Origin of the sequence: Streptomyces abyssalis (assembly GCF_001751365.1) — a bacterium.
Lineage (GTDB): Bacteria > Actinomycetota > Actinomycetes > Streptomycetales > Streptomycetaceae > Streptomyces > Streptomyces abyssalis.
In genome coordinates this window covers 627,771-651,720 of the sequence record NZ_LJGT01000041.1, presented here as the reverse complement: position 1 = coordinate 651,720, position 23,950 = coordinate 627,771, and the positions used below count along the sequence as shown (strand labels likewise).

Sequence of the window (23,950 nt, the reverse complement as noted above, 5' to 3'; positions counted from 1 at the left end):
GCGCTCTCCGGGGAACTGCGCCCGGGCAGCGGAATCGTGGCCCTCGGTTCGCCGTCCCGGACCGCCGACCTCGGACTGCGGTCCTCAGTTCGCCTTGCAGCGCGGGATTCCGGCGGTGTCGTCCTCGCGGATCTTCTTCAGCGCACCCATGGCGTCACCGATGTCGCGCGTCTTGACGAGAGTGAGGCCGGCGGGCTTGTCCTTGGCGGCGGTCGGGCAGTTGGCGGCCGGGGTGAGGAAGTACTTGGCGCCCTTGGCGCGCGCGGCCACCGTCTTCATCTGGATGCCGCCGATGGCGCCGACCTTGCCCTTGTCGTCGATGGTGCCGGTGCCCGCCACGAAGGAGCCGCCGGTGAGGTCGTCACGGGTCAGCTTGTCGACGATGCCGAGCGAGAACATCAGACCGGCGCTCGGGCCGCCGACGTCCGCGAGCTTGATGTCGATGTCGAACGGGAACGCGTGACCGGTCGCGGGCTGGATGCCGACTATCGCCCGCCCGTCGTCACCGGCCTTCTTCGTGCCGACGGATATCTGCTCCGCGTCGCGCGGCGACGGCTTCTTCCCCGCCTTCTGGGCCGCCTTGACCTTCGCCGCGGGAATGACCGTGAAGCTGACCTTCTCCCCCGGCTTGTGCTTGGTCACCAGGTCCGCGACGCCCTTGGGGTCCTTCACCGCCTTGCCGTCGACGTTCCTGATCAGGTCGCCGGCGTGCAGCTTGCCCTCCGCGGCCCCGTCCTTCACGACGGAGCCGACGATGATGTACGAGGGAACCCGGATCCCCAGCTCCCGCAGCGCGGACACCTTCGCGCTCTCCTGCGAGGCGCTGAACTCCTCCGCGTTCTGCTGGTCGACCTCCTTGGCCGACTTGTCCTCCGGGTAGAGCGTCGAGTGCGGGACCACCGCGCTGTCGTGCTGCAGCCAGCCGCCGACGGCCTCCAGCAGGTTCATCCGGTAGTCGGAGGCCGTGACGCGCACCGTCGTCATGTTCAGATGGCCCGACGTGTCGTACGTCCTGTGATCCTTGATGTTCAGCACCGGCTCGCCGTCGTGCTCACCGAGGGTGTTGACCGTCGGCCCGGGCGACATCTCCGCGTAAGGAACCTTGATCAGCAGCGCGGCACAGAGCATCGCTATGAGGAGCAGCGTGGACGCGAGCATCGTCGCGGTGCGTCGTGGCATGGCACGACAGTACGGGACGGGACCGTCAGTCCGCCGTCCGGGCGGGATGATCCGCGACCTGCCGGGCGGCTGTCACGACGGGCTCCGCGGGAGGCTCCGGCCGGTGTCCGGCACCGGTCTCCTCCATGCGTGAACGTTCCATCGCCGCGCGGAAGCGCTCGTAACCCGCGACGCCCGCGGAGTCCGGGATGCCCGTCCGATGCCGACTGGCCCAGCTGCCCCAGACACCGGCCGCGATCGCAGCCATGATCGGAATCAGCAACCAGGAGAGTGCCGCCATGAAGACCTCCCGACCCCTTGTGAAATGCGCTGTCCGACCGAGTCCTGCCGGGCAGAACGGCCGATGAGCAGATTAACTCCCGGCACGACAACGCTCTTTCCCGGGATCCGGTTACGCAACCGGAATGTGCCCCGTCCGGGTGCGCCGATCGCCTCACCCGGTGACGCGACTACTCCGAGCCGCCCACCGCGGCTGCCCTCGCGTCCGGCCTGTCAGGGAGGGCGCTACGCACCGACCCTCCCACCCGTCACCCGACCAACCACCCCTCAAGGACGGCGCTACGCACCGACCCTCCCACCCGTCACCCGACCAACCACCCCTCAAGGACGGCGCTACGCACCGACCCATTCTTCGGTGCCGTCCGTGAAGGTCTGGTGTTTCCAGATGGGGACCTCCCGTTTGAGGTCGTCGACCAGACGGTGGCACGCGGCGAACGCCTCCGCGCGGTGGGGGCAGGAGACCGCCACGATCACGGCGAGGTCGCCGATCGCCAGCTCACCGACCCGGTGCACCGCCGCGAGCGCGCGGACCGGGAAGTCGGCGGCGGTCTTCTCCGCGAGGCGCCGCAGTTCCGCCTCGGCCGTGGGATGCGACGAATACCCCAGACGGGTGACGTCCGTCCCGCCGTCGTGATCGCGCACCGTGCCCACAAAGAGGGCGGTGCCGCCCGCAGAGGTGTCGCCGACAGCCGTGAACACCTCGTCGACGGAGAGCGGTGCGTCGCGGATGCCCAGCAGCCGGATCGGGTCGGCCGCCGCCTGCTCGCCGGGATGATCGTGCTTCTGTGCCATGGCTTCATGCTGCCGCAAGCCCCGCACCGAGGGAACTGCCCGCCCGTGCGGGCGCCTACAGCCCGCGGCGCTTGCGGGCCCTGCGCACCAGCGCCGCCGTACCCAGCAGCGCCACCGTCGCGCCCGCACCCGCGGCCGTGGCCGCCTCCGTACGCCCGAGCCTGCGGCCCGCGAGCGTATGGCGCCCGGCGACCTCCTCCAGCAGCTCCGCGAGCACCTCTTCGTTCGTCCAGCGGGGCCGCCAGCCCGCGTCGTGCAGCCGGGCGCCCGAGACGACCCAGGGGTGCATCGTGTAGGCGAGGTCGCCGGCCGGCGAGGGTGTGAGGCCCAGCCGGTGGAGCCGTGCGGCGGCACCCAGCGCGACGGCCGAGGGGAGCTCCATGCGGCGGATCCCGGTGAGCTCCTCGACCTCCTCCTGCTCCAGCCAGCCGTCGCAGCCGACGGCCATCTCGCCGTCCGCCTTCTCCAGGACCGCGAACTCCAGCGCGCTGACCAGGTCCTCGACGTGGCAGAACTGCCAGCAGGGCCGCGAGTCGGCGACGACCAGCAGCCGGGGCGACTCGAAGTAGCGGGTCAGCGCCGTGTCCATGCCGGCGCCGACCAGCACGGACGGGCGCACGACCGTGACGTTGAGCCCTGGGTGCGCGCGGGGCGCCCGGCGGGCGAGCCGTTCGATCTCCAGGAGGTCGCCGACGGCGGTCGCCTCGGCGGTCGCCCGCAGCTCCGCGTCCTCGGCGAGCGGGACGTCGTTGTCGGGCAGGGCCCCGTAGACCATCGTCGAGGTGCACAGGATGACGCGGGGAACCCCCGCGGCGGCCGCCGCGGTCAGCACCGTCTGGGTCCCTCGCACGTTGAGGGCGGTACGGGCGGTGGGATCGGTCTCGAGGTCGAGGTCGAGGGCGAGATGAACGACGACGTCCACGGGGTCGCCGTCGTTGCGCAGCCGGTCGGCGATCGCGGGATCGCGCACGTCGAGCGTGTGCCACTGGGCCTCGCTGACCTCGCCGCGGCGCTCGTCCAGCGCGATGACCCGCTTGATCTCCTCCGATGCCGCGAGCCGCTCCGTCAGCAGCGCGCCCACTCCTGACGCGGCACCCGTGACGGCGACTGTCGGGGTTCGCGCTGCGCGAACGTTGCTGTCGGAGGAACTCACCAGTCGTCTCCAGCGGTTGTTTCTGGTAGGAGGTGCGCAAGCTCCATCCTGCCTGACAGGTGTCTAGGCTGGAGGTGGAGCATGCGTCACCGAAGCAGGCTCGCCCGTGTCCCGATTGGTCCACTTCGGCCACCCGGGAAGTCCAACGTAGTCCACGCGCTCGTGCCTGCGGGCCGGACGTCGGCGCACCCTCCCGTCAGACCGAACGACCGCACGAAGACCGACGAGACCCACGACAGAGCCGAGGAAACCCGTGAGTGACACCCCATTCGGATTCGGCGTACCTCCCGAGGAGCCCGAAGACGGGGACGAGGGCAAGAAGAAGGGCGAAGGCGAGGGCTCGGGCCAGGGCGGCCAGGGCGGCACTCCGAACCCCTTCGGTTTCGGCGGCGGCGCCGGTGGTTCCGGCGGTCCCGGCGCCGACAACCCGCTGGCGGCGATGTTCGGCTCGCTCGGCGGCGGTCAGGGCGGCATGGACCCGAACGACCTGGGCGCCGCCTTCCAGAAGCTCGGCCAGATGCTCTCGTACGAGGGCGGCCCCGTGAACTGGGACATGGCCAAGGACATCGCCCGGCAGACGGTGGCGGCAGGGCCTCCCGGCAGCGGCTCCGCGTCCGAGGGCGCGGAGACCGGCGGCACGGGCGCGGTCACGGGCACGGGCACCAAGGACGCCAGCATCGGGCCGTCCGACCGCGCGGCGGTCGAGGAGGCCGTACGCCTGGCCGACCTGTGGCTGGACGGTGTGACGTCCCTGCCGTCCGGGGCGACCACGGCGGAGGCATGGAGCCGTGCGGAGTGGGTGGAGAACACGCTGCCCGTGTGGAAGGACCTGGTCGACCCCGTCGCGGAGCGCGTCGGCGCGGCCATGGGCGACGTACTGCCCGAGGAGATGCAGGCCATGGCAGGCCCACTGCTCGGGATGATGCGTTCCATGGGTGGCGCCATGTTCGGTACGCAGATCGGCCAGGCGCTGGGCGTGCTGGCGGGCGAGGTGGTCGGCTCGTCCGACATCGGGCTGCCCCTGGGACCGGACGGAAAGGCCGCGCTGCTGCCCACGAACATGTCGGCGCTCGGTGAGGGTCTCGGCGTGCCCCAGGAAGAGGTACGGCTGTATCTCGCGCTGCGGGAGGCCGCCCATCAGCGGCTCTTCATGCACGTACCGTGGCTGCGCTCGCACCTCTTCGGCGCGGTCGACGGTTACGCGCGGGGGATCAAGGTCGACACCAGCAAACTCGAGGACGTCGTAGGGCAGTTCGACCCGCAGAACCCGGAGGAGCTCCAACAGGCCCTGCAGCAGGGCATGTTCCAGCCGGAGGACACCCCCGAGCAGCGGTCGGCGAAGGCCCGGCTGGAGACGGCCCTCGCGCTGGTCGAGGGCTGGGTCGACGCCGTCGTGCACGCCGCGGCGGAACCCCACCTGCCGTCCGCCTCGGCGCTGCGCGAGACCCTGCGCCGCCGCCGCGCCTCGGGCGGCCCCGCCGAGCAGACCTTCGCCACACTGATCGGGCTCGAACTCCGTCCGCGGCGGCTTCGCGACGCCTCCCGGCTGTGGGCCTCACTGACGGACGCACGGGGAGCCGAGGGCCGGGACGGCCTGTGGGCGCACCCCGACATGCTGCCGACGGCGGAGGACCTGGACGACCCCGACGGATTCGTGCACCGCGAGAACGTGGACTTCTCGGAGCTCGAGTCGCTGCTCGGCGACGCGGCCGAGGACTCCGGGAACGGCGGCGACGACGGCACCGACGGCGGCGCGGCCCGCGACGACGCCGATGAGAAGGGCGTCGACAAGGGCGACAGCGACGACGAGGGCGACGGCGGCGGAAAGAAGCTGTGAGCCTGCACGACGATGCGACGCGCACGCTGACGGAATGGTCAGCTCCGGCGGACGGGGGGCAGGACGAACTGCGCCACGGCTACCTCGCGCACCTGCGGGCCCACGAGGACGGCATGTGGAAGGCGTGTTCCGAGGGGCACATCACGGCCAGCGCCCTCGTCGTCGACCCGTCCGCCGGCCGCGTACTGCTGACGCTGCACCGGAAGCTGCACATGTGGCTCCAGATGGGCGGCCACTGCGAACCGGAGGACGCGACGCTGGCCGGTGCAGCGCTTCGCGAGGCGCAGGAGGAGTCCGGAATCGAGGAGTTGACGCTGCTCCCCGGCGGCCCCCTGCGTCTCGACCGCCATCTCACGCCGTGCACTTGGCACTTGGACGTGCAGTACGCGGCGATCGCCCCTGAGGGCGCGCAGGAGAAGGTGAGCGAGGAGTCACTGGAGCTGCGCTGGTACGGCTACGACGATGTGGCCGCGGTCGCCGACGAGTCGGTCGTCAGGCTCGTGGAACACGCTCGTGCGCTCTTCGGGGACGGGCGGCGCTGAAGGCCGCCCAGCTTTCGTGACCCTTGGCTGCCGTGACGCGCCTCGGCTGTCGTGACGACCTCGGCTCACATGACTGCTGCCTGTCGTGACCGTCCGGTTCCCGCTGCCAGGTACGACGGCTGAAAACGTCCTATTCGTCCTGCTCCTCGCGCGCGGCCGGGAGGTGGGGCAGCCGGTCCGCCGCCACGACGCCTTCGAGGAATCCGCGGGCCCGCTCCGTACGGGGGTAGGCGTCCAGGAGCTGCCAGAAGCGCGAGCCGTGGCCGGGCACCAGCAAGTGCGCCAGTTCGTGCAGCAGCACGTAGTCGATCACGTACTCCGGCATGCCGCGCAGCCGGTGCGAGAGGCGGATGCTGCCCTCGGCGGGGGTGCAGGAGCCCCACCGGGTGTTCTGGTTCGTCACCCAGCGGACGCTGTGGGGCCGGGCACGGCCGCCGAGATACTGCTCGGAGAGCCTGGCGGCGCGCTCGGCGAGCTCTGCGTCGCCCAGCATGCGCTTGCTCTCCTGTGCGGCCAGCTTGTCGAGCATGACGCCGACCCAGCGCCGTTCCTCGTCCGTGGACATGCGGGCGGGGATCATCACGACGGTGCGGTCGCCCTCGCGGTACGCGGAGACGGTGCGCCTGCGCCGCGCACTGCGGCGCACTTCGACCGCCGGCTGGCTTGCGCTGTTCAGCGGGTCGGCGGACACGTCTCGACGTTACCCGCTGATGGGAGCGGAAGTCCCACCTCCGGCCGGGTTCGAGGCAATCGCCCCATACCTGTTCGCTTCATATGACTGCCTCCCAAGCCTGTGGACAACTTTCTGCGGGCCTCCGCCGGCAACCGCATGCTGTTCCAGGCAGCAGGTGGTCGAGGAAGGACGGAGCAGCATGCATCCGATGATCAAGCCGGCGTTGCGGCGTGCGTGGCGCGACGGGCAGACGGTGCAGTACGGCGTCGCCCCTGCGCACGCGGTGCTGCTCGGCCCGGTGGACAACACGACGGCGGCGTTCATGGAGTCGATGGACGGCACCCGTTCCCTTGTGCAGCTGCGCGACGAGGCCGCCCGGCTGGGCCTGCGGGAGGGCGCAGCGGAGCAGCTCGTCGACAGGCTCGCGTCCGCGGGGGTTCTCGACGACGCCACGGCGGACAGAAGCGCGTCCGCCGGCGTGGGCGACCGGCTCCGGCCGGATCTGGCCTCCCTCTCCGTCGTGCACCGGAAGCCGGGCGACGGGCTGCGAAGGCTCGCGGCCCGCAGGGACGCGTGCGTGCAGGTGCGGGGCGCGGGCCGCGTCGGCGCGCTCGTCGCGGCCACGCTGTCGGCCGCGGGAGTGGGAGAGGTCGTGGTCGTGGACGGCGGCCACGTCGAGCCCTGGGACACCGCGCCCGGCGGCATCTCCCCGGACGACTGCGGCGAGCGGCGCGACGTGGCCGCGCGCAGGGCCGTCTCCCGTGCCCGGCCATGGCGTTCCCAGGGCTCGCGGCGGCGGTCCACGGCCCGCTCTCAGCGAGCTGTGCGGCTCGTGGTGCTGGCTCCCCGTGACGGCCTCGACGCCTACGCGCCGGACCCGGGAGCCGCGGAGGGATTCGTCGAGGCCGGGACGCCCCATCTGTACGGCGGAGTGGTGGAGAGCACGGGATTCGTCGGGCCGCTGGTGACACCGGGGGTCTCTCCGTGTGCGGGCTGCATACTGCGCAGCCGGGCCGAACGGGAGCCGAGCTGGCCGCTCGTGGTGGGCCAGTGGCGCATGTCGGCCAGGCGGCGCTCGGGAGTTCCCGCCTGCGACTCGGCACTGGCGACGGTGGCCGCGGGGGCCATCGCCTCCTACGCGCTCGGCTTCCTCGACGGTGACGGCGCCTGCGCCAGTGGCTACCGGATCCGCTTCGCGCTGCCGCACCTCATCGGCAGCAGCGAGCAGTTCTCGCCCCACCCCGGGTGTCCATGTGGTGCCTCTTCCGTGACAGCGGGTCGCCCGGTCTCGGCGGATGCCGCCGAAGAGGTCACAATGGCCTGACGGCCGCGGTTGCCGGTGCGCTGCGGCCGAGCCGTCTGGAAGTGGAGGGGCCAATGTCTGATCTTCCCCGTAAGGCAGTGACGCGTACCGCCAAACTCGCCGCGCTGCCGCTGGGGTTCGCCGGGCGCTCCGCATGGGGCATCGGCAAGCGGATCGGAGGTCTCTCCGCCGAACTCGTCGGTCACGATCTTCAACAGCGCACCGCGGAGCAGCTGTTCAAGGTCCTGGGTGAGCTGAAGGGCGGTGCGATGAAGTTCGGGCAGGCGCTGTCCGTCTTCGAGTCGGCGCTGCCCGAAGAGATAGCGGGGCCGTACAGGGCGACGCTCACCAAGCTGCAGGAGGCCGCCCCGCCGATGCCGACCAGCACCGTCCACGAGGTGCTGGCCGAGCAGATGGGCGAGGAGTGGCTCGAACTCTTCCAGGAGTTCGACGACATGCCCTCGGCCGCCGCGTCGATCGGGCAGGTGCACCACGCCGTCTGGCACGACGGACGTGAGGTCGCCGTGAAGGTGCAGTACCCGGGGGCAGGCGAGGCGCTGGTCTCCGACCTCACCCAACTCGGCCGCTTCGTACGCATGCTGGGGCCGCTCATCCCCGGCATGGACATCAAGCCTCTCGTCACAGAGCTGCGCGACAGGGTCACCGAGGAGCTGGACTACGGCCTGGAGTCACAGGCCCAGGCGCTCTACGCGCAGGAGTTCGCCGAGGACCCGGACGTCGTGATTCCCGCGGTGGTGCACCAGTGCGAGCAGGTGCTGGTGACGGAGTGGATGGACGGGGTGCCGCTCGCGGACGTCATTTCGGAAGGCACCGAGGAGGAACGGGACCGTGCGGGGCAGCTGCTGGCCCGATTCCTGTGTTCCGGCACCGCCCGCACGGGGCTGCTGCACGCGGACCCCCACCCCGGCAACTTCCGCCTCTTGCCGGCCGACGGATCCGAGGACGGCGGGGGTGAATGGCGGCTCGGCGTGATGGACTTCGGCACCGTGGACCGCCTGCCGGGCGGCCTGCCGCCCACGATCGGCACTGCGCTGCGCATGGTCATCGACGGTGAGGCCGACGCCGTGTACGAACTGCTGTGCTCGGAGGGCTTCGTCAAGGACTCCATCGAGCTGGAGCCGTCCGCGGTGCTGGACTATCTGGTGCCCGTGATCGAGCCGGCCCGGGCGGAGTCCTTCCACTTCCACCGGGGGTGGATGCGGGACCAGGCGGCGCGGATCGCCGATCCCCGCTCCCCGGCACACCAGTTGGGCAAGCAGCTCAATCTGCCCCCGTCCTACCTGCTCATACACCGGGTGACGCTGAGCACCATCGGCGTGCTGTGCCAGCTGGGGGCGACGGTGCGGATGCGGGAGGAGATGGAGGCATGGGTGCCGGGATTCACCCAGCAACAGGAGGACGGCGAGGAGGACTCACCGGCTGCCGCCGAGACACCTGCCTGACCGAGGCGGGCACCGGGGTGGGCCCAGAACCGGTGCACTGAGGGCGGCGGCGGCAGCGTCACCCCGCCACTTCGGGCTTCTGCCGCCGCCAACGGCGAGAGCCGGGGCATTGCGCCCCGGCTCTCGGTTCGTTCACTGCATGACCGCCATGGCCAGCGCCCTGCGGGCCCGCAGGGAAGCGCGCTCGGCGCGACGCTGGAGGCGACGGGCCGAAGTGACACGCAGCGCTCTGCGTTCTGACTCGGCCTCGTGCAGGCGGTCGTTCATATGGGCTCGCGCCAGGGATTCCGGCATGAGTTGCATCTGTCGTGTCCTGTTCTGACGCGAGGAGTTCGCGTCGATACCGGAGTGGCTCGGGATATCGGAGTCGGATGTCATCGTCGGGTCCTGCTTCGGAAGGGGACGCTGCTGCGGATCGCGCGTCGTCGGGCGGTCGATGGTGCCTGCGGTGCTCATGCTGTGACCGGGTTCTTACGAGGACGGCCACGGGGACGCTTCCGGGGTACGACCACGCCCTGGACGAACAGCTCGCCTCCCCAGACGCCCCAGGGCTCGCGGCGGTCCTTGGCACCGGCGAGGCAGGCCTCGCGCAGCGGGCAGGTCTGGCACAGCGTCTTCGCGTACTCCACGTCGGCCGGGGCCTCGGCGAAGAACACCTCCGGGTCGTAGGAGCGGCAGGGCACGGTCACACCGAGCCGCTCGATGGCTTCGTCGAGCTCGGTGAGCGTGATCAGCGGGGCAGTCACGAGTTCCTCCGTGGTGGCATCAGGCGGCATCAGGTCTGTCGTGGGTGACGGGGGGTGCGTTTCGGGGTGCACTGCCGGTTCCTCGTCTGTCGATGTCTGTTGTCTTGTCGGCCCGGCTGGTGGCCGGGCCCTGGGCAAACAGAAGGGCCGCGGATCCCTGTGTGGGTTCCGCGGCCCTGGAAGGTGCCGACCTGATCTCGCCGATCAGGCTGGATCTCTCCAGGGTTCGAGCCCACGGAAGGCCCACATCGGGTTGTGCTTCGTCTTCTGGCTGCCATCGCCGACACCGGCGGCCGCGAACGCAAAGGCGTAGGCCGCTGCCGGCGCCACTGCTGCCGCTACCTGAAGTGCCGTGGCCGGTCGCTCGCCGGCGCCGGGAACGACGCGGGACAGACCCGTGCCGCGGACCCGGGAACCGAGCAGGCAAGAGGCGACGACCGAGCGGTCGGTCATCTTGGTGGTGGTAATGAAGTCGATCACTGGGTTCGCCTCCTCTCGGCGACTCGGGGGATCAGCCGGAGCCGATCCGCAAACGTGCAAGAGTCAGTACAGCATGGATGGGTTGGAGCGGAAAGCCCCCGCCCTGTCCACGTCCGGAAGGCTATGGGGCTCCGGACGGCGCGCGCAAACTATTTTTCCGCCGTCTCTGAAAATGCTTCCGGGACGGCTTCGCCGGCGGCCCCCGACGGGGCGCCTCCAGGCTCGGCGCCGGGCTGCGGTCGGGCCTCGGGGCCGGGCGCGGGGCCGGGCTCGGAGGACGATGCGTCCCCGGAGCCCGAGCTGGACTCCGGTCCCGGTCCGGCGTCGGAGCCCGACTCCTCGCCCGCGCAGAGCGCGAGGACATCCGCCCCGAACTTCTCCAGCTTCCGCACGCCCACACCGGAGATGCGCGCGAGAGACGCGTCGTCGTCCGGCACCGTCTCCGCGATCGCCATCAGGGTCTTGTCGGTGAAGACGCAGTACGCGGGCTGGCCGAGGGACTTGGCCCGTTCCGAACGCCACTCGCGCAGCCGCTCGTAGAGCTGCTCGTCCAGATCCGAGGGGCAGCCCTCGCAGCGCATCAGCTTCATCTCACCGGGATCGGTCAGCGAACGCCCGCACACCCGGCACCGCACGGGCCCGCGGCGCTTGCGCCCCCGGCCGCCGGCGGATCCGCCGCGCTCGATCCCGCCGCGGCCGCCGGCCGTGCCGCCGCCGGTGGCGGACGAGCCCGGCCGCAGCCCGTTCAGGAACCGGCTGGGGCGGCGTCCTCCACGGCCGCCGGGCGAACGCGACAGCGCCCAGGAGAGGCTGACATGGAAGCGGGCACGGGTGACACCGACGTAGAGCAGCCGCCGCTCCTCCTCGATCTGGGTGTCGCTCTTGGCATGGGTGATCGGCATCATGCCCTCGGTGAGGCCCACCAGGAACACCGCGTCCCACTCGAGGCCCTTGGCGGAGTGGAGCGACGCGAGAGTGACCCCCTCGATGGTCGGCGCATGCTGGGCGTTGGCCCGCTCGTCCAGCTCCGCGACGAAGTCGGCGAGGCTCGGTTCCTCTCCGCCCGACGCGGAGCGCCCGGCCGAGAGGGCCTCGGCGAGCCGGACCAGAGCCATCAGGGACTCCCAGCGGTCGCGGACGGCGCCCGAGCCCGCCGGAGGTTCGTCGCTCCAGCCCTTGCCGCTGAGGACGGCACGCACCTGTGAGGGAAGCCCGACCGCTCCGTCGAGCAGGGTGTCGTTGTCACCGAAGCGGGCCGCGCTGCGCAGCGCGACACCCGCCTCACGGACCTCGGGACGTTCGAAGAAGCGCTCCGCTCCGCGGAGTTGATAGGGCACGCCGGCGTCGACGAGCGCCTGCTCGTAGATCTCGGACTGGGCGTTGATGCGGTAGAGCACCGCGATCCGGCTGGCCGGGACGCCCGAGTCGATGAGTGCACGGATGCGCGTGGCGGTGCCCTCCGCCTCGGACGGCTCGTCCGCATACTCCGTGTACACCGGTTCGGGACCGGCCTCGCGCTGCGAGACGAGCTCCAGACGGTGCTCGGCGGCACGGCCGGCCGCCTGCGAGAGCAGTCCGTTCGCGAGATGTACGACCTGGGGGGTCGAGCGGTAGTCCCGTACGAGCTTGACGACCGTCGCCTGCGGGTGACGCGTGCGGAAGTCGAGGAGATGGTCCGGGGTGGCGCCGGTGAAGGAGTAGATCGTCTGGCTCGCGTCGCCCACGACGCAGAGGCTGTCCCGCTCGCCGAGCCACAGCTCCAGCAGCCGCTGCTGGAGCGGGCTGACGTCCTGGTATTCGTCGACGACGAAGTGCTGGTACTGCCCGCGGACCGTCTCCGCGATGTCGGGACGGTCCTGCAGCACGCCGACCGTCAGAAGCAGCACGTCCTCGAAGTCGATCGCCGAACGCTCGCGCTTGAGCTGCTCGTAGAGCCCGAAAACCTTGGCCGTCTCCGCCGGATCGCGCGGCGGGAGGCGGCCCGACTTGGCGACCATCGCCGGATAGTCCTCCGGCACCGTGCGCGTCACCTTCGACCACTCGATCTCACCGGTGAGATCCCGCAGTTCGCTGCGGTCCAGACGGAGCCGGCAGCGGGCGGCGGCCTCCGCGACGAGTTGCACCTTGCGCTCCAGCAGCCTCGGCAGCTCGCCGCCGACCGCGCGCGGCCAGAAGAACTGGAGCTGCCGCAGCGCGGCCGAGTGGAACGTGCGGGCCTGGACTCCACCCGCACCCAGCTGCCGCAGCCGCCCCCGCATCTCCCCCGCGGCCCTGCTGGTGAACGTGACCGCGAGCACGCTGGCGGGCGGCAGGATCCCCGCACGCACTCCGTATGCGATCCGGTGCGTGATCGCGCGGGTCTTGCCCGTGCCCGCGCCCGCGAGCACACACACCGGGCCGCGCAGCGACGTGGCCACCTCGCGCTGCTCGGGATCGAGCCCCTCCAGCACCGCGTCCGCGTCGCGCGGCGGCCCCGTGAACGCGTCCTCATCGAGGTGGGAGAAGAGAGTGGAGTCAGTTGCTGCTGTCACCCCGCCATGCTGCCAGGTCGTACGGGACGGGCGTGACGCTTGTCCACAGCCGGTCCGGGATCGTCATACGACACTCACGGAAGCTCCCGCGTCACGGGAATGGTCCGGCCCGTTCACACGTTCCCCAGTCACCAACGGACACGAAGGAGCGCAGGACCCATGACGGGAAACGTGACGATGTACAGCACCACGTGGTGCGGCTACTGCCGTCGGCTGAAGGGCCAGATGGACCGCGCGGGCATCCCGTACACGGAGATCAACATCGAACACGACCCGGACTCCGCGGACTTCGTGGAGAAGGCCAACGGCGGGAACCAGACCGTGCCGACCGTGCTCTTCCCCGACGGGTCCACGCTGACCAACCCCTCACTGGCGCAGGTGCAGCAGAAGGTCGCCGGCTGACCGTACCTCCGGACAGCACCCCCGGACAGCCGGCCGAGGCTGCCGTCCCCGCGCGGAGGGGGAGGCTCAGCCCCCGGGCCGTGGCCCCGCCCCCGGCCCGGGCAGCGGCTCCCCGTACCAGCGCTCCACGAGGCGTGACGCGATGGAGATGCCGGACGGAGCCCGGACCTCGCCCGTCGTGAACGCCTCCCTGAGTTCGTCGCGGGAGAACCAGCGGGCCTCCTCGATCTCGTCCCCGTCCACATGGATCTCCGGTGAGGTGGCGCGGGCCATGAAGCCCAGCATCAGGCTGGCGGGGAACGGCCACGGCTGGCTCGCCACGTAGTCGACGTGGCCCACCGTCACGCCCGCCTCCTCGGCGACCTCCCTGATGACGGCGGCCTCCAGCGATTCCCCCGGCTCGACGAACCCGGCGAGCGTCGAGAAGCGGCCCTCGGGCCAGTGGACCTGACGGCCCAGCAGGGCCCGGTCCTTCTCGTCCGTCACCAGCATGATCACGGCGGGGTCGGTACGCGGATAGTGCTCGGCACCGCAGGCCGGGCAGCGGCGCAGATGCCCCGCGGCGGCGATGACTGTGCGCTCACCGCAGCGCGAGCAGAAGCGGTGCGTGCGCTGCCAGTTCTCCAGGCCCACGGCGTGCGCCATCAGCTCGGCGTCACGTGCTGAGAGCAGCAGGCCCGCCTCGCGCAGCCCGGCGGGGCGTGCGATGTCGTCCATGCGGCCCGGCAGCGAGTCCTTCTGCAGCGCGAAGTAGCGGACGCCCTCGTCGTCGACGCCGAGGAAGTACCGGTGGGCCTCGGTGAACGGCGCGTCGAACGACGGCATCATGACCAGCTCCGTGCTGCCCTCGCCGTCGTCCTCGACGAGCGCCTGTCCGCCGGAGACCACGAAAACACGTGTCGTCGGGTGGCTCCACGCGGCCGCCAGCCATGCCTCGTTCATCCGGTGGTGCGCGGCGCGGTCGATGCCGCCGGTCGCGGTGAGGGTGATCGGGCGGTCCGCGGCGGCACCTGTGCCGGTGCCGCCGCCGGTCCCCGCTCCGGCGGCTGCGGTCGAGTCGGTCCGAGTGGTCACTTCAGCTTCCTGCTCCTCCTGCGACGGCACTGCGGGAGTGCACGCTCCAGTGCTCCGCGAGATCCCCCCAGAGGTACGCGGCGGCCTCGGCGCCCTTCGTCAGCAGGTCCAGTTCGACCTTCTCGTCCGGTGAGTGCCAGCCGTCCGACGGTACGGAGATGCCCAGGAAGAGCACCGGGACCCCGAGCACGTCCTGCAAGTCCGCCGCCGGCCCGGACCCGCCCTCACGTGTGAAGTGGACCGGCTGCCCGAAGGCGCGCTCCATCGACCGTACGACCGAACGCAGCGCGGGATGCCCGAGCGGCGTGAGGCAGGGACGGGTCGCGCCCCAGAAGGTGATCTCGTGCCGGACGCCGTCCGGCAGGCTCCGCGCCACCCACTCGCGGAGCGACTGCTGGACCTTCTCCGTGTCCTGTCCCGCCACCAGCCGGAAGGACAGCTTCAGCTGGGCGGCCGACGGGATGACGGTCTTGCCGCCGGGCCCCTGGTAACCGCCGCCGATGCCGTTGACCTCCGCGGTCGGACGGGCCCAGATCCGCTCCAGCGTCGTGTAGCCGGCCTCGCCGAGCGGCGCCCGGGAGTGTGCCGAACGCAGCCAGACGTCCTCGTCGAAGGGGAGCTCCGCGAACAGCTCCCGCTCCCGGTCGGTGAGCTCCACGACCCCGTCGTAGAAGCCGGGGAGCGTGACGCGCCGTGCCTCGTCGTGCAGGCCCGCCGCGAGCCGCGCGGCCTCCGTCGCCGGGTTGGGGACGGCACCGCCGAAGGAGCCCGAGTGGATGTCCTGGCCGGGGCCGTACAGATCGATCTGGCAGTCGGTCAGGCCGCGCATGCCGGTGCACACGGTCGGCGTCTCCCGCGACCACATGCCTGTGTCGGACACGATCACGGCGTCGCAGGCCAGCCGCTCGGCGTTCGCCCGCAGCAGCGCCGGGAAGTGCGGCGAACCGGACTCCTCCTCGCCCTCCACGATCAGCTTGAGGCTCACGGCAGGGGACGTACGCCCCGTGGCGGCGAGGTGCGCCCGCACGCCGAGGGTGTGGAAGAGGACCTGGCCCTTGTCGTCGGCGGCGCCGCGTGCGTACAGACGGCCGTCCCGCTCCTCCGGGACGAAGGGATCGGAGTGCCAGCCGTCGGAACGGGACGCGGGCTGGACGTCGTGGTGCCCGTAGAGGAGCACGGTCGGGGCGTCCGGATCGCCTGAAGGCCACTCGGCGAAGACCGCGGGTGCCCCCGGGGTCTCCCAGACCTCGGCGACGGGGAAGCCCGTCGCGGTGAGCTTCTCCGCGAGCCATTCGGCGCTGCGCCGCACGTCACCGGCGTGCTCCGGGTCGGCGGAGACAGAGGGGATGCGCAGCCACTCCACGAGGTCGTCGAGGAAGGCTGCACGCCTGTCTTCGATGCGGGCCCGGACGGCGTCGTCCGGAGCTGCCGGGATGCTGCTCATGCCGGGCAGCCTATCCGGCATCCGGGGGACGGCTCCCATCCGCGTCCGCACCGTCCGTGCCGGTGCGGGGGCCGTGCGGGCGGGCGGCGTGCGGGCGGTCCGGGACGGGGCCGGCACCGCCGTCCGGGCCCAGGCCGGCGTCGTCATCGGAGAGGTCCGGGCCGGCGAGCAGCTCCTCGAGCTCGGGACGGCCGAGGAGGCCCTCGGGACGGACCAGCTCCCCGCTCCGTACGTAGAGGAACGCGGCCCCCACGGATTCGAGCGGCACTCGCTGCTTCTCGGCCCAGGCAAGGCGGTAGACGGAGAGCTGGAGCGGGTCGGCGTCGCGTGCGCGGCCGGTCTTCCAGTCGACGATTTCGTACGCCTCCGAGCCGTCGGGTGCGACGTCGCGGTAGACGGCGTCGATGCGGCCGCGGACGACGCGGCCCGCCAGTGCGAGCTGGAACGGCTCCTCGACGCGGTACGGAGTGCGCCGCGCGTACGGCGAGCGCCGGAAGGCCTCCTTCAGCGCGGCCAGGTCGCGCTCGTCCGCGATCCCGTCCTGGTCGGCGGCGGACCCGTCGGCGCCTGCGGACCCGGCGGACCCGGTGGCTCCGTCGTCCGCGCCGGGAAGCTCGTCGGGACCGAGCATCGGAAGGGTCAATTCCTCGAACCGGGACTCCACCCATGCGTGGAAACGCGTGCCGCGGCGGGCCGCCGCCGGCTGCGGCGGGCGCGGCATGGGCCGGGCCAGTTCGCGTGCGAAGGCGTACGGGTCGGCGGCCATCCGCAGCAGCTCCGACGCGGACAGCGCGGCAGGCACCGGTACGTCGCGGACGGCGACGCGGGAACGCCTCAGTTCACCGGTGAGCGCGTTCAGGTCGCGGTCCCAGGAGTCGACGAGGCGCGACTCCTCCGGCGTGAGCACCGCGCCCGCGGCGCCCGGCGTGAGCACCGCTTCCGGCGCGCCCGCGGCGCCCGGCACGGCTGCCGGGTCCGCGGCGTCCGGCACGGCGCCCGCGTCGCCGTACTCGCCCGCCGCCGGCTCCTCCGCGAGATGCGCCAGCACCGCCCGGGCCGCGGCCCTCCGGTGCGCCAGCGCCTCCTCGTCCAGCGGCAGCGGCCATGCCCGCTCCTCGGCCGCGGCGGCGGCGACGGCCGGGTTCTGCTCGTCGTCGGCGGGTGCGTCGGCCCAGTGCTCGACCTCGCCGTGCGCCGGGTCCGCCTCACAGTGCGAACGCAGGGCCTCCAGGAACGCCGAGGGCCCGCGGGGCCTCTTCTGGTGCGGGCCCCACCAGTGCCCCGAGCCGAGCAGGAGCGAACGGGGGCGGGTGAACGTGACGTAACCGAGGCGGAGTTCCTCGGTGGCCTGGTGGTCCCGCATCGCGGTGTCATAGGCCTTCACGCCCTTCGCCGTCCACTCCTGCACGTCCGGCAGGGTGGCCGCGTCACCGCGCAGCGCGTGGGGCAGGACCCTGGGCCGGCTGAGCCACGACTCGCGGGGCTGCTCGCCGGGGAACTGCTTCGCCACCAGCCCCGGCACCGCCACCACGTCCCACTCCAGGCCCTTGGCCTTGTGGGCGGTGAGCACCTTCACCGCGTTCTCCCCGCCGGGAAGCGAGCTGTCGAGGCCCTTCTCGTACTGCGCCGCCGTACGGAGGAAGGCGAGGAAGGCGAGCAGCGTGGCCTCGCCGTCGACGGCGGCGAATCCGGCGGCGACGTCGAGGAAGGCACTCAGCGTCTCGCGGCGCCGGGCGGCCAGCGCATGCGGGGACGCGGACAGCTCGACCTCCAGGCCGCTCACGCCGAGCACCCTGTGCAGCACGTCCATCAGCGGATCGGCCAGTGAGCGCCGCAGGTCGCGTATCTCGGCGGCGAGCCTGGTGAAGCGCACTCGCGCCTCCGCCGAGAACGGCAGCCCGGCGTCGTGACCCGTGTCGTGAGCCCCGCCGTGACGGCCGGCGCCGCGACCGCCGGTGCGGTCTCCCGCGTCGTGACCGGTGCCGGCGTCCAGGAAGGTCTCCAGAGCGTCGGCGAGCGAGACGACCTCCGCCGGATCGACGCCCTCGACAGCCGCGGCCAGGCGCCTGTCCGGGTCGCCGCCGTGGTCCTCGTCGTGCTGTACGAGCAGCCGGGCCCTGCGCCCGAGCAGCGCGAGGTCGCGGGGCCCGATCCGCCAGCGCGGACCCGTCAGCAGCCGTACGAGCGAGGCGTTGGCCGTCGGGTCGGCGAGCACCTCGCACATCGCGACGAGATCGGCGACCTCCGGCAGATGCAGCAGCCCCGTGAGACCGACCACCTCGACGGGAAGTTCGCGTGCGACCAGGGCGCCCTGGATCTCCGCGAAGTCGCCCGCGCCGCGGCAGAGTACGGCGATCTCTCCGGGAGGTGTGCCCGTACGGACGAGATGGGCAAGGGAGTCGGCCAGCCACTCCACCTCCTCCGCGTGCGTGGGCAGCAGCGCGCACCGCACCAGGCCTTCGCCCTCCGCGCCCGGTGCGGGCCGCAGCGCCTCCACGCCCTCGTGACGGCCGCGCAGCGGCGCGGCGAGGGTGTTGGCGAGGGAGAGCAGACGGCCGCCGCTGCGGCGGTTCTCGCTGAGGGAGTATCGCTGTGCGGGGTTGCCGTCGGCGCGCGGGAAGTGCCGGGGGAAGTCGTCGAGGTTGGCGACCGAGGCGCCGCGCCAGCCGTAGATGGCCTGGCAGGGGTCGCCGACGGCGGTGACGGCGTGACCCGCGCCCTCACCGGCGCCGAACAGCCCCGAGAGCAGGACGCGTTGGGCCACGGAGGTGTCCTGGTACTCGTCGAGGAGGACGGCGGAGAACTGCGACCGAAGTGCCCTGCCGACCTCCGGGACCTCACGGGCCAGGGTGGCCGCGAGGGCGATCTGGTCCCCGAAGTCGAGCAGATCGCGCTCGCGCTTGCGTGCGCGGTACTTCTCGACCAGGCCGAGGAGTTCGGTACGCCCCAGCGCGGTCTGCGGCACCTTGCGCAGCGCGGCGTTGCTCAGGGGGGCGCTCTCCAGGGCGGCGCGCAACTCCTCGTCGTACGCACGGAGTCCGCCAGGCCGGACCAGGTGCTCGCTCAGCTCGCCGTCGAGCGCGAGCAGGTCCTCGACGAGCGCGGTGACGGACTTGGTCAGCGCCTCGAAGGGGCCGGGGTCCGCACGGAGCACGCTCGCCGCGAGCTGGAACCGCGTGGCGTCGGCGAGCAGCTTCGCGCCGGGCTCGACGCCCAGGCGCAGCCCGTGCTCGGTCAGGAGCCGGCCCGCGAAGGCGTGGTAGGTGGAGATCTGCGGTTCGCCGCAGGCGTGTTCGGGATCGGCCGGGTCCGGGTCGGTGATCCCGGCCCGCAGCAGCGCCTTGCGGACCCGCTCGGTGAGTTCGCCCGCGGCCTTGTTGGTGAACGTCAGGCCGAGCACCTGCTCCGGCTGGACCTGGCCGGTGCCCACCAGCCATACGACCCGCGCGGCCATCACCGTCGTCTTGCCCGAACCGGCGCCCGCGACGATCACTTGGGGAGCGGGCGGCGCGGTGATGCAGGCGAGCTGCTCCGGGGTAAAGGGGATACCGAGAAGCTCTTCGAGCTGTCCGGTGCGGGTGAGTCGTGCGGGCACGCGAGAGACGCTAACGGCTCGCACCGACAACCGCCGGAGAAAGACGGCGGCGGGGGGCGCGGACGGCCCGTCAACCGCCCCCGTACGCAGGGCAGTCGGCCGGTCCCGGCGACGCGGGCGACGGCACCGGCGCGACGCGGATCACGCCGCTCGCTCCGGCCAGGCCCCGCAGCGCGAGCCGACAGGTCCCGCTCACTCGATGATCTGGCGCCCCTCGCCGCGCGCGGAGCACGAGCCGCGGAAGGCGCAGTGCGTGCACTGCGAGCCCGGTGAGGGCGTGAAGCGTTCGTCCAGGACGCGCCCGGCCGCCGTCGCGAGCAGTCCGCCGATCCACTCCCCGCCGTCGCCGCCCTCTTCCGGTGACGGGTCGCCGGTCAGCGCTTCCTGACGCTGCACCACCGGCAGCGACTCGCCGCCCTCCCGCTCCGGCGCGCCGAGCCGCAGATGCACCAGCTCGGCGCCGCCCGGCTCCGGGCGCTCCCCTCCGAAGAGGTGGTCGGCCGCGCCCTCACGCACGGCCAACTGGTAGACGGCGAGCTGCGGATGGCGTGCGACCTCCTTGCCGCTCGGCTTCGTGCGCCCGGTCTTGAAGTCGACGACGTACGCGCGTCCCTGCCCGTCGCTCTCCACCCGGTCGACGCTGCCGCGGATCCGCACCGCGTGCTCCCCCGCCTCCAGCGTCACGTCGAAGCCGACTTCGCTGCCGGCGACCCCGCCCGGCTCAGCCGCCGCTGCGTCCGGGTCACCCGCCGCTCCCTCCGCGCCGTACCGCATGACGTGCCAGCGCAGGAACCTCTCCAGCGCCGCCCGCGCGTTCTGCTTCTCCTGCAGGGACTTCCACGGCGCGTCGAAGGCGAGGCCGTCCCAGACCGTCTCCAGCCGCTCCATCAGGACGGCGAGATCGGCCGGCGTGCTGCCGGAGGCGACCTCGTCGGCCAGTACGTGCAGCACGTTCCCGAAGCCCTGCGCGGCCGTGGCCGGGGCATCGGCCTTAACCTCGCGCGACAGGAACCACTGCAGGGCGCAGGAGTTGGCCAGTTGGTCCAGCGCGCTGCCCGACAGCACGACGGGCCGGTCCGGGTCGCGCAGCGGCGTCCCGGAACGCGTCGGTTCGTGCAGCCCCCACCAGCGGTGCGGATGCGCCGCCGGTACGAGCGCGTGCCCTTCTTCGTCCCTCAGCCCCGCCAGCCGGCCGAGACGCTCGGCCGCGGCCTCGCGCAGCCCCGGAGAGGCCGCCGGGTCGACGGTCGTGGCACGCAGTTCCGCGACGAGTGCGGCGACCGAAAGCGGGCGCCGGGGGCGGGAGTTGACCGTCCTGGGCTCGACGCCCAGTTCGCTCAGGAACCTCGACGGCTGGTCGCCGTCGTCCGCCGGCGCGCGCACCGCGGTGACGACCAGCCGCTCCTTCGCCCGGGTCGCCGCGACGTAGAACAGCCTCCGCTCCTCCGTCAGCAGCGCACCGGGGGACAGCGGTTCCGCGAGTCCGTCGCGGCCGATGCGGTCCGCCTCCAGCAGTGAGCCACGGCGCCGCAGATCGGGCCAGAGCCCCTCCTGCACGCCCGCGACGACGACGAGGCGCCACTCCAGCCCCTTCGAGCGGTGGGCCGTCATCAGCCGTACGGCGTCGGGGCGTACGGCACGGCGGGTGAGCGTGTCCGCGACGATGTCCTGCGCGTCGATCTCCTCCAGGAAGTTGAGCGCGCCCCGGCCGCCGCTGCGCTCCTCCGCGCGGGCCGCGGCGTCGAACAGCGCGCAGACGGCGTCCAGATCGCGGTCGGCGTTGCGGCCCGCGGCCCCGCCGCGGAAGGCGGCGCGCTCCAGCCGGCGCGGCCACGGCGTGCCGTCCCACAGTTGCCACAGTGCCTCTTCCGCGCTGCCGCCGCCCGCGAGCAGCTCCCGTGCCTTGCGCAGCAGAAGACCCAGGCGCTGGGCTCCGCGCGCGTACGCCGGGTCGTGCGCCACCAGGCGCTCAGGTTCGGCGAGCGCCTCGGTGAGCAGCACGCCGGAGGGACGCGGCACGCTCTCTCCTGAGGCGCGCTCCTCCTCGCGCAGGGCACGGCCGAGCCGTCGCAGGTGGGCTGCGTCCATGCCGCCGAGCGGGGAGCCGAGGAGGGTGAGTGCGGTCTCGCCGTCCAGCCAGCCGGCCGCGGGGCTGCCGCCGCTGTCACGCGCGGAGCCGTCGCCGTTGCCGTCGCCGTCGTCAGGGTCCGGGTCCGGAACCGGGTCGGCCTCCGGGTCCGCGGCACTCTCCCGCCCGGGACCCCCGGCCCGGTCCTGCCCGCCCGGAGCTGTGCCCGAAGCCGTGCCCGAATCGGTACGCGAAGCCGTGCCCGAATCCGCGGAGTCCGCGGAGTCCGCGCCTCCGCCCGCAGCCCTGTCCGCCTGGGAAGCCGCGCGGGCCACCGCACGCAGCGCCGTCAGCAGCGGCGCCACCGCCGGTTCATGACGCAGCGGCACATCCGCGCCGTCCACGTCGAGCGGAACGCCCGCAGAGGTCAGGGCGCGCCGCGCGGCCGGGATGCTACGGGCGCCCGCCCGGAACAGAACCGCCATCTCGCCCCAGGGGACGCCCTCTTCGAGATGCGCGCGGCGCAACAGGTCGGCGATGTTGTCGAGTTCGGCACCCGCGGTCGGGCAGGTGAAGGCCTCCACCCGTCCGCCGGGACGCTGCGCGACGAGCCCCCGGTGCGCACGTACGGCGTCCGCGGGCAGCCGCGTCAGCGGGATGCGGCGGGTGATCTCGCGCGTGGCCTCCAGCAGCCGACCGCCGCTGCGCCGCCCCGCGCGCAGGACGCGCACGGGTGCGGACGCGCCGGAGCGCTGCCGGAACACCTCGGGGAAGTCGAGGATGCCGTTCACGTCCGCGCCGCGGAAGGTGTAGATCGACTGGTCCGGGTCGCCGAAGACGACGAGGTCCCGGCCGCCCCCGGCCAGTGCCCGCAGCAGCCGCACCTGGGAGGGGTCGGTGTCCTGGTACTCGTCGACGTAGACGGCGTCGTAGCGGGCGCGCAGCTCGCCGGCGACGTCGGGGCTCTCCGCGAGCAGCACGGCACGGTGGACCAGCTCCGCGTAGTCGAGCACGCCCTGCGCGTCGAGCACGTCCAGGTACTCGGCGAGGAAGCCCGATGCCGCCGACCAGTCGGGGCGTCCGGTGCGCTTCGCGAAGTCGCCGAGTTCGTCCGGCCCGAGGCCCAGTTCCCTGCTGCGTGCGAGCACCGCCCGTACCTCGTCCGCGAAGCCGCGCGTCGTCAGGCAGGCCCTCAGCTCGTCGGACCAGGGGATGCGGCCGCGGCCCTCGGACTCCAGGGCCAGCTGACCCTCCAGCAGTTCGCGGATGTAGAGGTCCTGTTCGGGACCCGACAGCAGCCGCAGCGGCTCCGCGAAGAGTTCGGCGTCCTGGTGCGCGCGTACGAGTGCGTAGCAGTACGAATGGAAGGTCGTCGCCTGCGGCGCCGAGGTGCGTTCGGCCAGGCCGGTCAGGCGTGCGGCCATCCGGTCGCGCAGTTCAACGGCGGCTTTGCGGCTGAAGGTGAGTACGAGGATGCGCTCCGGATCGCCTCCCGCCCTTACCCTCTCCGCTACGGCCTCGGTGAGCGTCGTGGTCTTGCCCGTGCCGGGGCCCGCCAGCACCAGCAGCGGTCCGCCGGAATGGTCAACCACTTCGCGTTGCTGTGCGTCCAAGGCAGGAGGATCCGTGGGCACCGGCCGCGTGCGCACCAGCCGGTACGGACCGGCGGCCGGAGCGGAGCCGGGACCCGGACCGCTGCCGGACCCCGGCCGGTGCGCGTCGGACGGGAAAGAGGAGCTCACGTGGATCGCCTCGGGGAGGGTCTGTGCTGAATGGTGCAGACGCTACGCCAGCGGGCACACGGGCCGCAGCGCGGTGCTCGTGTACTCCGTACGGGTGGCCCGCTGCGAGCGGGAAGCGGAGATGGCGGAAGGTGGTAACTGTGAGCAGCCGCAGTACGCGCCGCAGTGCGAGGTCACATCCGTCCGTCCCACCTGGCCCTCCGCACGTCGATCCGCGGAAGGTGTCCCTCCGCCGCACGGCCGGCCTCACGCAGCGGTGTGCCCTCCGCCCTGTAGTGCTCCAGCGCGCGCAGTTCATGGCCCGCGAGCAGCACTCCGTCGGCCCGTACGACGCGCCACCACGGCACCGCACCTCCGTACAGCGCCATGACGCGGCCCACTTGACGGGGGCCGCCTTCTTCGAGCCACTCTGCGACGTCCCCGTACGTCATGACACGGCCGGCGGGGATGTGCTCGGCTGCGTCGAGGACCCGTTCCGCGTACTCGGGCAGGTCCGGCGGCCCCGGCTCGCTCGCTTGCATGCGGGCAATGGTGCCGCACGCCACCGACAGCCGCCGCGCGGAAGGGCTCTGCACGCATTCAAGGCCACCCTGGACGTCACTTCCCGTTTCCCCTCGTGCCACCATCGTGCGGGCGGTGACGAGTGA

At 72.4% G+C, this 23,950-nt stretch carries 19 protein-coding genes; 5 read left to right on the top strand and 14 right to left on the bottom strand.

Annotated features, from left to right (window positions below; genetic code table 11):
- Nucleotides 1-84 precede the first annotated feature (84 nt).
- The 4 genes from AN215_RS23750 to AN215_RS23735 all read right to left on the bottom strand — a co-directional run bounded on the left by AN215_RS23750 (nt 85) and on the right by AN215_RS23735 (nt 3,403).
- Nucleotides 85-1,179: a YlbL family protein gene (locus AN215_RS23750; protein ID WP_070031245.1), complete on the bottom strand. Its 1,095-nt coding sequence runs from the start codon at nt 1,177-1,179 to the stop codon at nt 85-87.
- Nucleotides 1,180-1,204: 25 nt separating this feature from the next.
- Complete coding sequence (locus AN215_RS23745; protein ID WP_070011075.1) at nt 1,205-1,459, bottom strand: hypothetical protein; 255 nt, start codon at nt 1,457-1,459, stop codon at nt 1,205-1,207.
- 332 nt (nt 1,460-1,791) lie between these two features.
- Nucleotides 1,792-2,250, bottom strand: coding sequence for a molybdenum cofactor biosynthesis protein MoaE (locus AN215_RS23740; protein WP_070011076.1), 459 nt, complete (start codon nt 2,248-2,250; stop codon nt 1,792-1,794).
- A 55-nt stretch (nt 2,251-2,305) separates the two neighbouring features.
- Nucleotides 2,306-3,403, bottom strand: coding sequence for an SDR family oxidoreductase (locus AN215_RS23735; protein ID WP_070011077.1), 1,098 nt, complete (start codon nt 3,401-3,403; stop codon nt 2,306-2,308).
- Nucleotides 3,404-3,656: 253 nt separating this feature from the next.
- On the opposite strand from AN215_RS23735, the gene AN215_RS23730 reads away from it, so the two are divergent.
- Both AN215_RS23730 and AN215_RS23725 read left to right on the top strand, forming a co-directional pair.
- Nucleotides 3,657-5,240 carry a zinc-dependent metalloprotease gene (locus AN215_RS23730; RefSeq protein ID WP_070011078.1) on the top strand — a complete coding sequence of 528 codons (1,584 nt, stop codon included), beginning with the start codon at nt 3,657-3,659 and terminating at the stop codon, nt 5,238-5,240.
- A complete protein-coding gene (locus AN215_RS23725) occupies nt 5,237-5,782 on the top strand; it encodes an NUDIX hydrolase (RefSeq protein WP_070011079.1) in 546 nt (181 codons plus the stop codon). Before AN215_RS23730 ends, AN215_RS23725 begins: the two co-directional genes overlap by 4 nt.
- 130 nt (nt 5,783-5,912) lie before the next feature.
- Here the strand turns inward: AN215_RS23725 and AN215_RS23720 are convergent, their stop codons facing one another.
- Nucleotides 5,913-6,473 (bottom strand): M48 metallopeptidase family protein, encoded by a 561-nt coding sequence (locus AN215_RS23720; protein ID WP_070011080.1) that lies wholly within the window; start codon nt 6,471-6,473, stop codon nt 5,913-5,915.
- 181 nt (nt 6,474-6,654) lie between these two features.
- On the opposite strand from AN215_RS23720, the gene AN215_RS23715 reads away from it, so the two are divergent.
- Together AN215_RS23715 and AN215_RS23710 are read left to right on the top strand one after the other, a co-directional pair.
- Nucleotides 6,655-7,779, top strand: coding sequence for a ThiF family adenylyltransferase (locus AN215_RS23715; RefSeq protein ID WP_070011081.1), 1,125 nt, complete (start codon nt 6,655-6,657; stop codon nt 7,777-7,779).
- Nucleotides 7,780-7,832: 53 nt separating this feature from the next.
- Nucleotides 7,833-9,221: an ABC1 kinase family protein gene (locus AN215_RS23710; protein WP_070011082.1), complete on the top strand. Its 1,389-nt coding sequence runs from the start codon at nt 7,833-7,835 to the stop codon at nt 9,219-9,221.
- A 132-nt stretch (nt 9,222-9,353) separates the two neighbouring features.
- Here the strand turns inward: AN215_RS23710 and AN215_RS23705 are convergent, their stop codons facing one another.
- From AN215_RS23705 to AN215_RS23690, 4 genes are all read right to left on the bottom strand, one after another.
- Nucleotides 9,354-9,677 (bottom strand): hypothetical protein, encoded by a 324-nt coding sequence (locus AN215_RS23705; RefSeq protein ID WP_070011083.1) that lies wholly within the window; start codon nt 9,675-9,677, stop codon nt 9,354-9,356.
- Entirely contained in the window at nt 9,674-10,039 is a 366-nt protein-coding gene (locus tag AN215_RS23700; RefSeq protein ID WP_275521509.1) for a WhiB family transcriptional regulator, read from the bottom strand. Before AN215_RS23700 ends, AN215_RS23705 begins: the two co-directional genes overlap by 4 nt.
- Nucleotides 10,040-10,171: 132 nt before the next feature.
- Nucleotides 10,172-10,447 (bottom strand): hypothetical protein, encoded by a 276-nt coding sequence (locus tag AN215_RS23695; protein ID WP_079123355.1) that lies wholly within the window; start codon nt 10,445-10,447, stop codon nt 10,172-10,174.
- A gap of 149 nt (nt 10,448-10,596) precedes the next feature.
- Nucleotides 10,597-12,978, bottom strand: coding sequence for a UvrD-helicase domain-containing protein (locus tag AN215_RS23690; protein ID WP_079123354.1), 2,382 nt, complete (start codon nt 12,976-12,978; stop codon nt 10,597-10,599).
- 159 nt (nt 12,979-13,137) lie between these two features.
- Here AN215_RS23690 and AN215_RS23685 point away from each other — a divergent pair, with 159 nt between their 5' ends.
- Nucleotides 13,138-13,380: a mycoredoxin gene (locus AN215_RS23685; protein WP_070011084.1), complete on the top strand. Its 243-nt coding sequence runs from the start codon at nt 13,138-13,140 to the stop codon at nt 13,378-13,380.
- A gap of 66 nt (nt 13,381-13,446) precedes the next feature.
- Here the strand turns inward: AN215_RS23685 and nudC are convergent, their stop codons facing one another.
- The 5 genes from nudC to AN215_RS23660 all read right to left on the bottom strand — a co-directional run bounded on the left by nudC (nt 13,447) and on the right by AN215_RS23660 (nt 23,824).
- Entirely contained in the window at nt 13,447-14,454 is a 1,008-nt protein-coding gene (nudC, locus tag AN215_RS23680; RefSeq protein ID WP_079123353.1) for an NAD(+) diphosphatase, read from the bottom strand.
- 1 nt (nt 14,455) lies between these two features.
- Entirely contained in the window at nt 14,456-15,898 is a 1,443-nt protein-coding gene (locus tag AN215_RS23675) for a dipeptidase (RefSeq protein WP_070011420.1), read from the bottom strand.
- 10 nt (nt 15,899-15,908) lie between these two features.
- Nucleotides 15,909-19,493: an ATP-dependent helicase gene (locus AN215_RS23670; protein WP_079123352.1), complete on the bottom strand. Its 3,585-nt coding sequence runs from the start codon at nt 19,491-19,493 to the stop codon at nt 15,909-15,911.
- Between the two features lie 192 nt (nt 19,494-19,685).
- Nucleotides 19,686-23,303, bottom strand: a complete 3,618-nt coding sequence (locus AN215_RS23665; protein ID WP_420856160.1) for an ATP-dependent helicase — start codon at nt 23,301-23,303, stop codon at nt 19,686-19,688.
- Nucleotides 23,304-23,476: 173 nt separating this feature from the next.
- Nucleotides 23,477-23,824: an MGMT family protein gene (locus tag AN215_RS23660; RefSeq protein ID WP_070011422.1), complete on the bottom strand. Its 348-nt coding sequence runs from the start codon at nt 23,822-23,824 to the stop codon at nt 23,477-23,479.
- Between the last annotated feature and the right edge of the window lie 126 nt (nt 23,825-23,950).

Excerpts from the sequence above, each read along its gene's own strand:
- AN215_RS23750 (WP_070031245.1), bottom strand. The coding sequence starts at position 1,179 with ATGCCACGACGCACCGCGACGATGCTCGCGTCCACGCTGCTCCTCATA.
- AN215_RS23745 (WP_070011075.1), bottom strand. The coding sequence starts at position 1,459 with ATGGCGGCACTCTCCTGGTTGCTGATTCCGATCATGGCTGCGATCGCG.
- AN215_RS23740 (WP_070011076.1), bottom strand. The coding sequence starts at position 2,250 with ATGGCACAGAAGCACGATCATCCCGGCGAGCAGGCGGCGGCCGACCCG.
- AN215_RS23715 (WP_070011081.1), top strand. The coding sequence starts at position 6,655 with ATGCATCCGATGATCAAGCCGGCGTTGCGGCGTGCGTGGCGCGACGGG.
- AN215_RS23710 (WP_070011082.1), top strand. The coding sequence starts at position 7,833 with ATGTCTGATCTTCCCCGTAAGGCAGTGACGCGTACCGCCAAACTCGCC.
- AN215_RS23705 (WP_070011083.1), bottom strand. The coding sequence starts at position 9,677 with ATGAGCACCGCAGGCACCATCGACCGCCCGACGACGCGCGATCCGCAG.
- AN215_RS23685 (WP_070011084.1), top strand. The coding sequence starts at position 13,138 with ATGACGGGAAACGTGACGATGTACAGCACCACGTGGTGCGGCTACTGC.
- AN215_RS23675 (WP_070011420.1), bottom strand. The coding sequence starts at position 15,898 with ATGAGCAGCATCCCGGCAGCTCCGGACGACGCCGTCCGGGCCCGCATC.
- AN215_RS23660 (WP_070011422.1), bottom strand. The coding sequence starts at position 23,824 with ATGCAAGCGAGCGAGCCGGGGCCGCCGGACCTGCCCGAGTACGCGGAA.